Origin of the sequence: Pseudoalteromonas nanhaiensis (genome assembly GCF_051235485.1) — a bacterium.
GTDB classification, from domain to species: Bacteria; Pseudomonadota; Gammaproteobacteria; order Enterobacterales; family Alteromonadaceae; genus Pseudoalteromonas; species Pseudoalteromonas lipolytica_C.
The window spans coordinates 88,279-102,752 of record NZ_JBPNYQ010000010.1 but is presented as its reverse complement, the minus strand read 5'-3'; the positions used below and the strand labels follow the sequence as shown (position 1 = coordinate 102,752).

Here is a 14,474-nt window from a genome sequence, read left to right as displayed (position 1 = left end):
CTAACAAACTTTCAAGCACCAAGGTGTTAACCTTTAGTCTAATATACTCAGCTGAAAATGCTCGTGAGCTTGACTCTTTATTCCGACACCTATTCCTAACAGGCGCACTGGCTGGTTGTTACCTCGCTCATAAGCTTTACTCATTAACTCAGTAAAAATGAGTTCGTCTAATTGATGGTGGCTTTGATCGGCACTGGTCACGACAAAATTGGCAAACTTGACCTTCACCGATAACTTATTGATGCGGTTGTTTAATTGCTGTTTATCAAGACGGCGAGTTAATTCATCCATCAAGCGGGGTAACTGGCTTAAACACTCATCTAAATTATTTTTGTTGTATTCATAGGTGTGCTCAACACTGAGCGACTTTCGTACTCGCTCAGTTGACACTTTGCCAACGTACTCGCCTGCACACTTTTGATATAAAGACACGCCAAAATTACCAATATGCTGCTGCATCCAATTAACCCCTTTCGCGCGCACATCAGCCCCTGTGTAAAGCCCTTTAAGTTGCAGCTTTTCTAATGTCACCTTGCCAACGCCAGGGATTTTGCCAAGCGGTAAACTCGCCAAAAAGTCATCAACTTGATCGGGCAATACCACAAACTGACCATTTGGCTTGTTTTCATCACTGGCAATTTTGGCAATAAATTTAATCGGAGCAACACCTGCGGAGGCTGTCAGCCCGGTGGTGTTATAGATTTCTTGGCGAATTTGCTGCGCCATCAGTGTTGCGCTGCCTTTGCATGCGGTACTGTCGGTTACATCTAGATAGGCTTCATCTAACGATAACGGCTCAATAAGATCAGTGTACTTTGCAAAAATAGCGCGAATTTGTGTAGAAATTTCTTTATAGACCTGCATTCGTCCCGGCACGATAACCAGATCGGGGCACAATTGTTTGGCGTGGTAGTTCGACATCGCCGAACGCACACCATATTTACGGGCAATATAATTAGCTGTTGATAGCACCCCGCGACGACTATTACCACCTATAGCCAGTGGCACATTGGCAAGCGCGGGGTTATCACGCATCTCAACGGCTGCATAAAAGCAGTCCATATCGATGTGAATGAATTTTTTCATCAGGAATACAACAACTGTTTATATATACAGTTATTATATTTAAACTTCCTGAGAGTGCAAGCTAAGAGGTTTGGCTTGTTTGTTGGTTTGGTTTTTTTCGGCTAATAAGCCGTGAACCAAATAACCAAAACGCGGCTTCTAATAACAAGCCCACGACAATTAAAGCGATGAATCCTGACATTGTGCCCATGCTGTAACACAGCAGAGCGAGCGCAAGGAGGATGAAAAGAGCGATCCACTTAGCCGCTTTCAAAGTGAGTTGCTGCATAATTAAGATCCTTCAATGTGTGTTAAACCAGTGCACACTTTACGTAAGCGTGAACTTATAAATCTAGCACAATATACTGAGCTTTCTAATTACCTTGAGCTAAAAGCTGCATATTGCTAACCTAAGTTATCTCACAATCAATGAAGATTTACTATGCAATCGTTTATAGAACAACACCCTATCAGAACAAAAATCAATGTTGCATGGGGTGAAATGGATGCCCTGCAACACGTCAACAATGTAGTGTATTTTCGCTACTTCGAAACAGCCCGTATCGATTTTTTTACTCAATTAGGTTTTCTTAAAGATTTACAAGTAACAGGTGTTGGCCCGGTGATCAGCGAAAACAATGCTCGCTATAAACGCCCGGTAACATTTCCTGATACGGTGCATGTTGGTGTTAAGATTAGTGACATTGAACAAGATCGTTTTATGATGCATTACACTGTATTTAGTGAAAGCCAAGATGCTGTAACAACCATTGGCTCATCACAAGTGGTAATGTTTAATTTTAAAACGGGTAAAAAAGCGCAGTTAAATGATGAGTTATTAGCTGCACTTAAAGCCCATTCTAGCGATTAACAAGGATCTATTATGCTTTATAGCCCACTTGGTCGAAGTGGTATTGATGTATCTCGTGTTTGCTTAGGTAGCATGACATGGGGTATGCAAAACAACCAAGCCGATGCCGATGAACAAATCGCCTATGCATTAGATAAAGGCGTTAACTTTATCGATACTGCAGAAATGTATGCAGTGCCACCTTCTCCTGACACCTATGGTAAAACAGAACAGATCATCGGTAACTGGTTAGCTCGTAACAAAGACAAACGCGATAACCTTGTTATTGCCACTAAAATTGCAGGTAACGGTTTGCCTTGGGTACGCGATGCGGGCGACATTACTCGCCAGGCAGTAGTTGAAGCTGTTGATGCTTCACTCAAACGCTTACAAACTGATGTTATCGATTTATACCAGTTACATTGGCCTAATCGTACTTCGCCACACTTTGGTAAACAGTGGCCAGGTAAAGTGCGCTTCTCGGAGGCTGACACCGAGCAAAATATCGCTGGCATGTTAGATATCCTCGAAGGTCTGAATGATTGTGTAAAAGCAGGTAAAATTAAACACTGTGGTTTATCTGATGATACTCCGTGGGGCATTAGCCAGTACCTGCGTTTAAGCGAACAACATAACCTTCCGCGTATGGTATCAATTCAAAACGAGTTTAGTTTGTTGCATGCCAAAGATTGGCCGTATTTGATTGAGCAATGTATTCATGAAGATATTGCTTACCTACCATGGTCACCGCTTGGTGGTGGCATGTTAAGTGGTAAGTACTTAAATGGTGCGCGCCCAGAAGGTAGCCGCTGGACGCTAGTACAACGTAATGGCCTATTTAGAGACACAGCACAATCGCAAGCTGCAATTGCTGAATATGTTGAAATTGCTAACGCCTTTAATTTAACGCCTTCACAGCTCGCGCTTGCTTGGTGTAATCAAGTAGATGGTGTGAGTTCAACGATTATTGGTGCAACATCGATGGCGCAGTTAAAAGAAAATATCGATGCTTTCTCGGTGCAATTAAGCGATGAAGCTAACGATAAAATCGCTGACGTATTTAACCGCTATCCGATGCCATTCTAAGCTATCTTCTAAAACATTAGTGAGTCTACCTTCAGTAGACTCACTAGCACTTATTTATCATTTTAAAGTTTTATCTACGAATTTATCCATACTTTAGTGTATAGTTGTTAACAGTACTTTAGTATTTGGGTTATCGATGAGTAAATACGTAAAACAAGTATTATGCATTGTTACTGGTATATTGCTTACCCCAATCACTTGTGCCTCAGAACAACTTTCAATTACTTGGCTTGAAAATGATGGTAAACCATTCTATATAGAGAAAAGCCAAGCTAACCCGTATGGCGGCTTGTGCAACGAAATCACCGATATGTTGATTGAAGCCTTACCAGAGATTAAACACACCAAGGTGATGTTGCCGCAAAAAAGAGGCAGTAAATACCTCGATGAAGGCCATATGGCGTGTTATGCCTGTATGATCCACCGTGAGGAAAAGACCAATCGCGCAACCTACTCGATTCCAACGACGGTCTATCCTCCATTTAGTGTTTTAAGTACCCCTGACACCGCAGTAAAGATTACGCAAAAACACGGCAACCCAGTCTCATTAATTTCTTTACTGACCGATGCCAACTTCATTTATGGTCAAAATGATGCTCGTAAGTTCGGTAACCTGATAGACACTATTGCAATTAATACAAAGCTATACGAGAGTGCTGCACTAAGTAGTACTGGTAGTAATGCTAATTACGCACTGCTTTCCCAGCTTGAACATGGCTATATTGATTACACCATTGAATACCCTTTTGTTGCTGATTACTACAATCAGACAAACCAAAAGAATATTCAAAAATTGGCCGTAAATATTCCTGAAAAAAATATGATATTCGGTGCAATAGGTTGCTCATCTAGTGCACCAAACAATTACGCCGAAAAAGTTTTAGCAAAAATAAACACTGTACTAAAAAATAAGATTTTAGCTGATGAAAAATATCAACTTAGCCAACGCATTTGGCTAGAGCAAAGCTTTCCTGAGTTTTCGTCACATTATCAGCGTTATATTTTAGAGCCACTTAACGTGATTGCCACTGATGGCTCAAAAGAGTCTGCTCAGCCGCCTGCAAAGTCACCTTAAATATAGCGCCTGAGGTTACCTTACCTACACCTTTAGGGGTGCCGGTCATGATGATGTCACCATCTTCTAAATCCATGAACTCACTAATTTCGGATAAAATTTGCTGTGCATCATGCAGCATTAGCTGAGTATCACCAAACTGCACTTCCTTACCATCTATTTGCAAATTAAATTGATACGCCAAAGCTTCATCACAACTAACAAACTCAGTAAATAGCGCTGCGCCATTAAAGGCTTTTGCACGCTCCCAAGGTAGTCCCTTTTCTTTTAATGCGCTTTGTAACGAGCGCTTAGTTAAATCAAGACCTAATCCAACTCCAGCCAACTGTTTATTTTTTATCAGAAAGCAAAGCTCAGTTTCATAATGTAGAGCTTCACCATTATGCTCGGCATAGAGCTGTTGCGAAATCGCACTATTAGGTTTCACAAACAATACCATGCTGGTAGGAGTTTCATTATTTAGCTCGGCAATGTGCTCGGCGTAATTGCGTCCAACGCAGACAATCTTACTCGGTGTATATTCTTCAGAGGCTAATTTTACTGAATGCATAATCAGATCCTTTTAAGTAAAACTTAGGCAAACACGTATATCATTGAGTAATTCTAACTGAAGATGAATGACAACAGTACTAAACTATGTAGTAGAGTAAAGCTCTTGATAAAGAGAAAGTGGTTAACAGGCAGTATGTTACCTGTTAACCAAAAGGACGTAAGGGAGGAGTTGTTACTTACAAGTATTCGTCAATTCTTGGTTATCGGTCACACCAACGCTTAAATGAGCAATCGACACCTGCCATGCTCCATTGGTTGCCAACTGCCAAGGCGAAAATACCTGCGCTAGATTAACACCTTTATCTGCAAAACAAGCTAAGTTTACAGAGATAGTTTGCCATTCGGTCGTGTCTGCTAGTCGCTCGCGAATATCAAACTGGCCTTCACAGTTTTCACCACATTGCATACCTAACATTAAAGGAGCATCAGCCGCTTTTTCCACTTTAATTAACATCTCAAGTTGACCATTTTTCTCAACGTACGAGCGTAAATCTGACGGAAACGCAGCCACTAAACGCACTGATGCAGGCTCTTTACCGTTAAAACTAATGGCACGAGCATCTTCTTGTACGTCTTTATCAAAGGTTTTTACACTTACTGCATTTACAGCAGCTCGACTACTCGTCATTGCTTGCAATTCACTGCCACTTTGCAACTGAAGTGACCAAGGTGACTTAATTGCTCGCTCAAACATTACTAGATCTTCAAGTTCACTTGTCACCTGAGAAGTTTCATCAAGATTGTCAGCAAGGGTATTCTCATCTTCATATGTTAAACCAAAGCCGTATGGCAGAAGTGGTGCGTAATCTTTATCGCCACGGTTTTGATTGCCGATTGGATCATTTGGCCATGAGAATGACAGCTTACCTTTAAAGTCATGATTGATTGAACCATCTGCATTTTTAAAAAGCACATCGCTTATGGCGTCACCTTCACTACCTGGCAGCCAAGTTGCAACAAACGCATCACTGGCATTTAGCTCTGCATTCACCCACATTGGGCGACCACTAATAAATAGCGATACCACGGGAATACCCGCTTCTTTTAGCTTTTTAAGTAGGGCTAGATCTGTTTTATTACCACGCTGATATTCAAGGTTGTCTAAATCACCATTACCTTCAGCATATGGCTGCTCACCAAACACGACAATCGCTACATCTGGCTTAGTTTCAAATTCGCCATTTAGATCATACTGAACTTGCCCACCGGCTTGCTCAACGGTCTTTTTAATACCATCAAAAATTGAAGTACCACCAGGGAAGTCACTATTTTCATTGCCTGTACCCTGCCATGTGATAGTCCAACCACCTGACTGCATACCAATATTATCAGCACCTAAACCAGCAACTAGTACATTGGCTTTTGGTGATAATGGTAACAGCTGCTGTTTATTTTTCAGAAGAACCAGTGATTCACGTACCGCTTGTTTTGCAACTTCGCGATGCTCTGCACTGCCAATGATCTCTGTTTTACCAGAAAGCGGGCGCTTAGCAGGACTTGGCTTATCAAATAAGCCTGCACGCATTTTTACACGAAGAATACGGGTAACCGCATCATCAATACGACTTTGCGCAATTTCGCCGCTCTTAACCTGCTTAATTAAGTTTTCATATAATGGTTTCCATGCATCTGTTGGAACCATATACACATCAAGGCCTGCATTAGCAGCTTGCGCACAATCTGCATTGTTACAACCAGGAATTTGACCGTGACCATTCCAATCGCCGACGACAAAACCATCAAAGCCCATTTTACCTTTTAGCACATCAGTAAGTAGGTATTTACTACCGTGAATTTTCTCGCCATTCCAGCTGTTAAATGACGCCATCACGGTTTGTGCACCTGCACCTAAACCACCAACATAACCTTGTGCATGAATTTCGAATAACTCTTGTTCAGACGCGGTGTTATTACCTTGGTCATCGCCACCTTCTGTACCGCCATCACCTAAAAAGTGTTTAACAGTACTGATCACGCGTTTATCAGACAGAAAATCTTTATCAACAGCTCCTTGTAAGCCTTTTACGATGGCTGCTGAATAAGCTTTAACGATTTCAGGGTCTTCAGAGTAGCCTTCGTAAGTACGGCCCCAACGATCGTCACGAACAACGGCGACTGTTGGTGCAAACACCCAATCAATGCCCGTCACCATTACTTCTTTTGCTGTAGCGGCTGCAATTTTCTCAATTAGCTCAGGGTTATTTGTTGCCCCTAAACCAATGTTATGAGGGAATAATGTAGCGCCAATCACATTGTTGTGACCATGTACTGCATCGGTGCCCCACATAGTTGGAATTTTGCTGCCATCTAATGAGTCATCAATTGAGGCTTGATACATTTTTTCAGCCAAATCAATCCAATCAGAAGCCTTGGCATGTTTGTCGTTATTAGGAAATGCACCACCACCATTAAGGTAAGAACCAAACCCGTATTTACGCATATCTTCAACGGTAATATCGCGAATTTCAGGTTGGATCATTTGTGCAATTTTTTGCTCAAGCGTCATACCGGCTAACATCTTAGCAATCTTAGCTTCAAGCTCAGGGTCTTCAGCGATCCCGGTTTCAATATGTGGCCAGATTTCTTGCTTCACTTTTTCTTTAACTGTTACTTCTTGCTCAGCACAACCTAACAGCCCCATACTTGCAATCATTAAAGAGCCGAGGGTGAATGTATTTTTCAATTTCATATTTACACCTTTGAAGTCTGAGTTGATACTTTTGAGCCAACTAGCGCAAAATAAGTAATGTATAAGTAGCATGCGATAGGTAAAAAGAGCGCCAGTTGCACGCCAATAGCATCAGCCATAACACCTTGCAATAATGGAATAATTGCGCCACCAACAATCGCTAAGCACAAAATACCTGAACCTTTTGAGGTGTATTTACCTAGGCCATGAAGCGCAAGGCTAAAAATAGTTGGAAACATAATTGAGTTACAAAGCCCAACTAAAAGAATCGCCCACATAGCTAGGCTGCCTTCACCTGTCATTGCGATCACAATTAACACCACAGCAAGTAAGCCATGACACGCAAGCACTTTGCCCGCATCAAATTTTTGCATCACAGCAGCGCCAATAAAACGGCCAACCATCGCACCGGCAAAATAATAACTAATATAGTGAGCGGCTTCCTTTTCAGCTAAACCAGCAATATTATCTAAAGTTAAAAAACCAACTAAAAAACTACCAATAGCAACTTCAGCACCCACATAAACAAAAATACCTACTGCACCTAAAATTAAATGGCGGTATTTCCACACACTGCCTAAGTCAACAAAATCTTCTAAGTCTTGATGTGCAGCTTCATTATCACTTTCTCTACCTAGTTTAGGCAGCTTTAAAAAAGCAAAAATAACGGCAAGAACTAATAAGCTTAATGACAGTAACAAATAAGGTAACTTTACTTGCTCTGCGGTTGCATGACTGACTTCAGATAAAATTAGCCAACCACCAAAGATAGGAGCGACGGTAGTACCAAGTGAGTTGAAAGCTTGTGTCATCGTTAATCGAGATGACGCTGTTTTTTGTGGGCCAAGGACACTCACGTAAGGGTTTGCAGATACTTGTAAAATAGTAATACCCGATGCAAGCACGAATAATGCTAGTAAAAATAATTCGTAAACATGTGCTACTGCAGCAGGATAAAACAAGGCACAACCAATGGCGGCAACCACCAAGCCCACAACAATACCAAACTGGTAACCAATACGGCTGACCAATTTACCCGCGGGGATAGACATCACAAAATAAGCACCAAAAAAGCAAAACTGCACCAACATGGCTTGCGTGTAGTTAAGCGAAAACATACCTTTTAAGTAAGGGATTAAAATATCATTCAAACACGTTATGAACCCCCACATGAAAAATAACGTGGTCAATGATGCCAGTGCAAAGTGTTGCTTAGGCATATCAGCTTGGCTAGCTGAAGCCGCAACAGGCGTTGATACATGAGCCATAATTTTATCTCTAGTTAATTATATTTATCAGTTTGTTACAGCATATCCAGAACTAAACTACTAACAACAAATAGCGAAAAATGTTGCAACATCAAATGTAAGCGCTTACATTTATATCATATTAAATATAATTAGCAATTTATTTACAATAAAAATGTAAGCGCTTACAGATAGACTGTATATGCCTTTGGCAGCCTTACATTATCAATGCGAAGGATGACTCTTCAGTGTATAAATCTATTTCTCTTTTGCCTGATTCGTTTTTGCTTAAACCAGAATTCACTTTTGGTGTAGCGACAGCGTCATTTCAAATCGAAGGCGCCCGCGACACTCGACTTGATTGTATTTGGGACACATTTTGTGAAAAACCAGGAGCTATTGCAGATCAAAGTAATGGCGACAACGCTTGTGAACACATAGCTCACTGGCAAAAAGACGTCGAAATGATTGCCGATTTAGCCGTCGATGCTTACCGTTTATCAATTTCTTGGCCAAGAGTCATGAACCAAGATGGGACTGCAAACAAACAAGGTATGGCATTTTATCTTGAGTTACTAACGGCTTTAAAAGCGCGCAACATCAAAACCTACGTCACTTTATATCACTGGGATTTACCTCAGTATCTTGAAGATCAAGGTGGTTGGTTAAACCGTGATACAGCTTACAAATTTAGAGAATATACTGAGCTAGTTACTGAGCATCTCGGTCATCTCGTAGATTCATTTGCAACCTTAAACGAGCCATTCTGTAGTGCTTATTTAGGTTACGAAGTAGGTGTGCATGCACCTGGTGTAAAATCACAACAGGCAGGCCGACAAGCCGCTCATCACCTATTACTTGCCCATGGCCTAGCTATGCAGGTTTTACGTGAAAACTGCCCAAATACAGAAGCCGGTATCGTGCTAAACTTCAGCCCTACTTATCCGCTAACTGCTGCCGATAGCAAAGCCGCAGAGCTTGCTGATCAGTATCATAATCAATGGTATATAAAAGCCGTACTAGACGGATGCTATCCTCCGCTATTTGATCAGTTAGCAGATGAAGTTAAACCAACAATACTTGCTGACGACATGGCGATTATTAGCCAAGCCGTCGACTTTATTGGTGTTAATTATTATACCCGCATACACTACAAAAATACCCCAGATGGCTGGTTTGAAGAAGCAAGTTTAGCCAATGTACGTGTAACCGATATGGGCTGGGAAGTTTATCCGCAAGGCTTAACTGAACTACTTGTATCACTGCACCAACAATACGATTTGCCTAAAATGTACATAACTGAGAATGGGGCAGCTATGGCTGATACACTCAACAATGGTGAAGTGTATGATGTTGAGCGAGTCGATTATTATCACACTCATTTAAATGCAGTTTGTGCAGCAATTCGTCAAGGCGTTAATATTCAAGGTTACTTTGCTTGGAGCTTAATGGACAACTTTGAGTGGGCGTATGGCTACGAGAAACGCTTTGGGTTAGTGTATATTGACTATGATAGCCAGCAGCGTATTTTGAAAGAAAGCGCAAAACAATATCGTGAATTATTAAGACAACGATAAAAATAACAACACACGAGAGCACACATGCTGACAAAAAAAGAAAAGATAGCCTACGGATTAGGCGATACAGCAAGTAACATTATCTTTCAAACAGTGATGTTATTCTTAACGTTTTTCTATACAGATATTTTTGGTATATCGCCTGCTGTTGTCGGCACCTTATTTTTGGTGGTGAGAGTTGTCGATGCTATTACCGATCCATTAATGGGGGCTCTAACCGATTCGACCCGCACTAAGTGGGGAAGCTACCGCCCTTACTTGCTTTGGCTTGCCTTACCATTTGGGGTGATCAGTATGATCACCTTTACCACGCCTGACCTACCTGAATCAGGTAAAGTAGTTTATGCGTTTGTTACTTACACTTTATTGATGCTGGTCTACACCGCTATTAATATTCCCTATTCAGCGTTAGGTGGCGTGTTAAGTAGCGATCCGAAAGAGCGAGTATCAATTCAATCATACCGTTTTGTCTTTGGTATGCTGGGCGGGTTAATTGTGAGTGCATGTACTTTGCCCCTAGTTAACTGGCTAGGTAAAGGTGATAACGCGACGGGCTATCAGCTAACAATGGCACTGATGAGCGGCTTAGGTGTGGTGCTATTTTTAATTTGTTTTCGCTACACTAAAGAACGAGTTACAGCACACAACAATGCGTCGCTTAGTTGGAAAACTCGTTTCAATACATTATGGCAAAATAGTCCTTTTAAAGTACTGTGTTTTGCCGCTGTAATGCTACTTACCAGTATGGTTTTGCGTACTACCTTAGCAATTTACTATGTTAAGTATGTGCTTGGCGAGGCTGATTTGGTGACCTACTTTGTAACCATTGGCATGATAGGCAATATCCTTGGATGTGCATGTGCTAACCCTCTAAGCAAGCGAGTAGACAAGAAAACTGCATACATACGCTTACAATATATTTCTGCTGTTATCAGCTGTATTGCATTTTGGTTGCCTAGCGAGCAGATTGTGTTGGCATTTGTTATCTATTTCTTTTGGTGCTTTTTCACCCAAATGGCAACCCCGCTACTTTGGGCTAAAATGGCTGATACCATCGATTACGGGCAATGGAAAACTGGCGAGCGCTTAACAGGATTAGTGTATGCTAGTGTGGTGTTTTTCATTAAGTTAGGGTTGGCGCTAGGTGGAGCAATTGCGGGCTGGCTATTGGCTTTTTATGGCTATGAGGCTAACGCAGAGCTTAGCGAGACAACATTATCAGGTATTTTGATTTCATTTACCCTTTACCCAGCAATAGGTAGTATGCTTGTCGCATTTATCATGAAAATGTATATTCTTGATAATCAAACTGTTGAGCAGATTAGTGCAGACTTATCATCGCAACATAAACAATAACTTGGTTTTTTAAAAGGACAAACATGGCCACCATTTACGAGGTGTCGAAACTTGCAGGAGTCTCACTTGCTACAGTTTCAAGAGTAATGAATAACAATGCCAATGTCAGTGACGCTACTCGTAAAAAAGTGACAGCTGCAATGAATGAGTTAGGCTATCGTCCTAACTCAATTGCACAGTCGTTGGCATCAAATTGCTCAAACAGTGTTGGCTTACTGGTCTCTGAATTACAAGGTCCATTTTATGGCCCAATGATGAGTGGTATTGAAAACATTTTTCGAAATCAAGGCAAACACCTCATTATTGCAGCTGGCCATAGTGATGAAGAACGCGAAAAACAAGGTATTGAGTTTTTAATAAGCCGCAATTGTGATGGGCTTATTTTACACGTAGAAGCTGTTAGTGATGAGTACCTAATTAAACTTAGTAAAGGCCGTATTCCATTTGTTCTGATCAACCGCTACATTAGTCAGCTAAGTGATCGTTGTATACTACTTAACAATATAAAAGGCGGTTACCTTGCTGCCAAATATGTATTAGAAAAAGGCCACAAGCAGATAGCATATATTAGTGGCCCATTATGGAAGCAAGACGCCAAAGACCGTTTAGAAGGTCACAAGCAAGCGCTTGCTGAGTTTGGTGTTCCTTTTGATGAAGAGTTGCTATATCAAGGTGACTTCATGGAATCGAGTGGCTTTGAAGGGCTTGCGGCATTGCATCAACATGGCAAACCATTTAGTGCTTTAATTTGTGCCAACGATGAAATGGCTGTTGGCGCTATGGCAAGTGCAAGAAAATTAGGGCTTACACTCCCTAAACAGTTATCTATTATGGGATACGATAATGTGTTTTTTACTCGCCATGTTTACCCTCAACTGAGTACCATAAACTACCCGATTGAAGAAATGGGCAGAATGGCGGCTAACTGGATCCTGAATCAGGTTTACCAAAAGCAAACCCCGTCATTACAGACTTTATTTGAACCAGAGCTTATTGTTAGGCACTCTATCAGTGCGCTATAAGCTCGCTGAGTATCCCTAAATTAATAGGTTTTAATAGCACTTGTTCAATATCAAGCTGTTTCATTTTTTCAGGATCAGGCTCGGCACCACTCACTACCACTAAAGCTAACCCCGCATACTCTTGGTTAATTTTAGCAGCTAAATCAAGACCTTCACCGTCTGGCAAGTGCATGTCTAACAGCACTTTATCAAAGCGTTGATCATCGTGAAGAATATCCAGACAAGCAGCACAACTATCGGCGATGACGGTTTCAACCCCCAAACTTTCAAGTAATAGCTGGGTTATTTGTGCGGCATCACCATCATCTTCAACCAATAAATAGCGTGTACTTTGCTGAGTCAATGCGAGGGAATCCTCCCGAGCAACAACAGGTTCTGTTTTACCTTGACAAATATAATGATTAAGCACTTGATAAAGTAATCCAGTATCAACAGGTTTGGCTATCATGTCATTAAAACCAAGCGCACTAAGCTCACTTTTCACGCCTTTCATTGTTGCGGCAGTAAGCGCGATGATAGGCCCCTGATAGTCCATTTTCCTAAGCTCAATGGTGGCTTCTTTGCCACCCATAACCGGCATATGTAAATCAATAAACACAATATCGAAAGGTTTGCCTGCTTGCTCTGCACTGGCCACTTTCTCGATAGCCTGCTTACCATTTTCAGCAAACTCTACATCTGCCCCAGTGCTGGTGATCATGTGTCCAACGAGAACTCGTAGGTCTTTTAAATCATCAACAACCAACACTCTCCCTGAAGTTGAAAGTGTACTTAACTTTTGCTGACAATCAGGGCTTGAATCGAAACTCAATACCTGTCGTTCAACCTCACGTATATTGCCAGGGTATATAGATAAGATAAATTCAGACCCTTCCCCTAAGGTTGATTCAAGCTCAATTGAGCCTTGCATACGAGCTAATAATTCGGCGCAAATCGCAAGACCAAGGCCTGCACCACCTACATCCCTCGACTCAACATCGGCAATCTGTTCAAAAGGTTTAAAAATCAGTGCTTGCTTTTCATGTGGAATACCAAGGCCTGTGTCCTTGATACTAAAAAACAGCATTTCTCGCTCATTGACCCAAGCAGTCCATGCGCGCACGACTATTTCACCTTGGTTGGTAAACTTAATCGCATTATTGATAATATTGATTAAAATTTGTCTTAGCCGTGTGGCATCTGTATTTATAATCAATGGCAAGGCTTGCTGTGACTCAAATTTGAGTTTTAAGCCTTTATCCAAGGCTGAGACGCGCATTAAGGTATACACATCAGCCATAAGGCTATCAAAATTAACATCACTGCAATTTAGTTCAAGTTTATCGGCGGCAATTTTAGATAAGTCGAGCACATCATTAAGTAAACTTAGCAAGTGTTTGCCATTTCTATAAATGACCCCAAGTTCATTATTTAAATGCCGATTCTTTTCGCTCTGCATTAGCAGCTCGGTATAACCCAAAATGGATGAAAGCGGTGTACGTAACTCATGGCTCAAATGTGCCAAGAAGCGGTCTTTAGAACGATTTTCTGCTTCAGCTTTTAATCGTTCAACTCGCTCATCTTCAACATCTCGGCGAGCTAAGGCGTAACGAATAGCACGGGCAAAGCGGCTTGAATTCATCTCGCTTTTTACGAGGTAATCAACCGCACCAGCATCAAGTGCCGCAGAATCGAGGGCTTCATCTGATTGCCCCGTAAGCATGATAATCGGCCCACGAAAACCGTTTGCAACAGCCCGTTTGAGCACTTCTAAGCCATCAGAGGCACCTAAACGATAATCTAACAAACAAATATCATGCTTGTTTTCGCTCAGTACACTAATGGCTTGCTCGGGGCAGCTTAACCATTCTACATCAAAGGTATGGGAACCCAATTGCTCCAAGTAATCACAAGTGAGAATATAATCATCTTCATCGTCTTCAACCAAGAGTAAGCGGGTTACCTTATCTAACATG

General features: G+C 41.5%; 12 protein-coding genes. 6 read left to right on the top strand and 6 right to left on the bottom strand.

All coding sequences use genetic code 11. The features are described 5' to 3' along the window. Positions 1 to 33 precede the first annotated feature (33 nt). Both dinB and ACSFVZ_RS10840 read right to left on the bottom strand, forming a co-directional pair. Entirely contained in the window at positions 34 to 1,086 is a 1,053-nt protein-coding gene (gene dinB, locus ACSFVZ_RS10845) for a DNA polymerase IV (RefSeq protein WP_435558843.1), read from the bottom strand. Between the two features lie 61 nt (positions 1,087 to 1,147). Then, entirely contained in the window at positions 1,148 to 1,354 is a 207-nt protein-coding gene (locus ACSFVZ_RS10840) for a hypothetical protein (protein WP_435558842.1), read from the bottom strand. A gap of 153 nt (positions 1,355 to 1,507) precedes the next feature. On the opposite strand from ACSFVZ_RS10840, the gene ACSFVZ_RS10835 reads away from it, so the two are divergent. The 3 genes from ACSFVZ_RS10835 (at position 1,508) to ACSFVZ_RS10825 (ending at position 4,076) form a co-directional block, all read left to right on the top strand. Next, positions 1,508 to 1,936, top strand: coding sequence for an acyl-CoA thioesterase (locus tag ACSFVZ_RS10835; RefSeq protein ID WP_135923665.1), 429 nt, complete (start codon positions 1,508 to 1,510; stop codon positions 1,934 to 1,936). 12 nt (positions 1,937 to 1,948) lie between these two features. Next, a complete protein-coding gene (locus ACSFVZ_RS10830; protein WP_135923664.1) occupies positions 1,949 to 3,001 on the top strand; it encodes an aldo/keto reductase in 1,053 nt (350 codons plus the stop codon). Between the two features lie 136 nt (positions 3,002 to 3,137). Continuing rightward, positions 3,138 to 4,076: an ABC transporter substrate-binding protein gene (locus tag ACSFVZ_RS10825; protein WP_199526862.1), complete on the top strand. Its 939-nt coding sequence runs from the start codon at positions 3,138 to 3,140 to the stop codon at positions 4,074 to 4,076. Here ACSFVZ_RS10825 and ACSFVZ_RS10820 read toward each other — a convergent pair. From ACSFVZ_RS10820 to ACSFVZ_RS10810, 3 genes are all read right to left on the bottom strand, one after another. After that, positions 4,015 to 4,626, bottom strand: a complete 612-nt coding sequence (locus ACSFVZ_RS10820) for a fumarylacetoacetate hydrolase family protein (RefSeq protein WP_435558841.1) — start codon at positions 4,624 to 4,626, stop codon at positions 4,015 to 4,017. The two genes, ACSFVZ_RS10825 and ACSFVZ_RS10820, sit on opposite strands and share 62 nt — an antisense overlap. 174 nt (positions 4,627 to 4,800) lie before the next feature. Beyond that, positions 4,801 to 7,317, bottom strand: a complete 2,517-nt coding sequence (locus ACSFVZ_RS10815) for a glycoside hydrolase family 3 protein (protein ID WP_435558839.1) — start codon at positions 7,315 to 7,317, stop codon at positions 4,801 to 4,803. A gap of 2 nt (positions 7,318 to 7,319) precedes the next feature. Then, entirely contained in the window at positions 7,320 to 8,585 is a 1,266-nt protein-coding gene (locus ACSFVZ_RS10810) for a sugar MFS transporter (protein WP_135923660.1), read from the bottom strand. Positions 8,586 to 8,812: 227 nt separating this feature from the next. Here ACSFVZ_RS10810 and ACSFVZ_RS10805 point away from each other — a divergent pair, with 227 nt between their 5' ends. From ACSFVZ_RS10805 to ACSFVZ_RS10795, 3 genes are read left to right on the top strand one after another with little or no spacing between them, the layout of a single operon-like run. Next, positions 8,813 to 10,141, top strand: coding sequence for a GH1 family beta-glucosidase (locus ACSFVZ_RS10805; RefSeq protein ID WP_135923659.1), 1,329 nt, complete (start codon positions 8,813 to 8,815; stop codon positions 10,139 to 10,141). 24 nt (positions 10,142 to 10,165) lie between these two features. After that, positions 10,166 to 11,497, top strand: a complete 1,332-nt coding sequence (locus tag ACSFVZ_RS10800) for a glycoside-pentoside-hexuronide (GPH):cation symporter (RefSeq protein WP_235381816.1) — start codon at positions 10,166 to 10,168, stop codon at positions 11,495 to 11,497. 23 nt (positions 11,498 to 11,520) lie between these two features. Next, positions 11,521 to 12,519 carry a LacI family DNA-binding transcriptional regulator gene (locus ACSFVZ_RS10795; RefSeq protein ID WP_199526859.1) on the top strand — a complete coding sequence of 333 codons (999 nt, stop codon included), beginning with the start codon at positions 11,521 to 11,523 and terminating at the stop codon, positions 12,517 to 12,519. On the opposite strand, the gene ACSFVZ_RS10790 is transcribed toward ACSFVZ_RS10795, so the two are convergent. Beyond that, the gene (locus ACSFVZ_RS10790) at positions 12,506 to 14,473 is read right to left on the bottom strand and encodes a response regulator (protein WP_135923656.1); all 1,968 of its coding nucleotides are present in this window, start codon (positions 14,471 to 14,473) and stop codon (positions 12,506 to 12,508) included. The two genes, ACSFVZ_RS10795 and ACSFVZ_RS10790, sit on opposite strands and share 14 nt — an antisense overlap. Position 14,474: the final 1 nt, after the last annotated feature.

Coding starts and splice junctions, on each gene's coding strand:
- ACSFVZ_RS10820 (WP_435558841.1), bottom strand. CDS start 4,626: ATGCATTCAGTAAAATTAGCCTCTGAAGAATATACACCGAGTAAGATT.
- ACSFVZ_RS10835 (WP_135923665.1), top strand. CDS start 1,508: ATGCAATCGTTTATAGAACAACACCCTATCAGAACAAAAATCAATGTT.
- ACSFVZ_RS10815 (WP_435558839.1), bottom strand. CDS start 7,317: ATGAAATTGAAAAATACATTCACCCTCGGCTCTTTAATGATTGCAAGT.
- ACSFVZ_RS10840 (WP_435558842.1), bottom strand. CDS start 1,354: ATGCAGCAACTCACTTTGAAAGCGGCTAAGTGGATCGCTCTTTTCATC.
- ACSFVZ_RS10810 (WP_135923660.1), bottom strand. CDS start 8,585: ATGGCTCATGTATCAACGCCTGTTGCGGCTTCAGCTAGCCAAGCTGAT.
- ACSFVZ_RS10795 (WP_199526859.1), top strand. CDS start 11,521: ATGGCCACCATTTACGAGGTGTCGAAACTTGCAGGAGTCTCACTTGCT.
- ACSFVZ_RS10830 (WP_135923664.1), top strand. CDS start 1,949: ATGCTTTATAGCCCACTTGGTCGAAGTGGTATTGATGTATCTCGTGTT.
- ACSFVZ_RS10800 (WP_235381816.1), top strand. CDS start 10,166: ATGCTGACAAAAAAAGAAAAGATAGCCTACGGATTAGGCGATACAGCA.
- ACSFVZ_RS10825 (WP_199526862.1), top strand. CDS start 3,138: ATGAGTAAATACGTAAAACAAGTATTATGCATTGTTACTGGTATATTG.
- ACSFVZ_RS10790 (WP_135923656.1), bottom strand. CDS start 14,473: ATGTTAGATAAGGTAACCCGCTTACTCTTGGTTGAAGACGATGAAGAT.
- dinB (WP_435558843.1), bottom strand. CDS start 1,086: ATGAAAAAATTCATTCACATCGATATGGACTGCTTTTATGCAGCCGTT.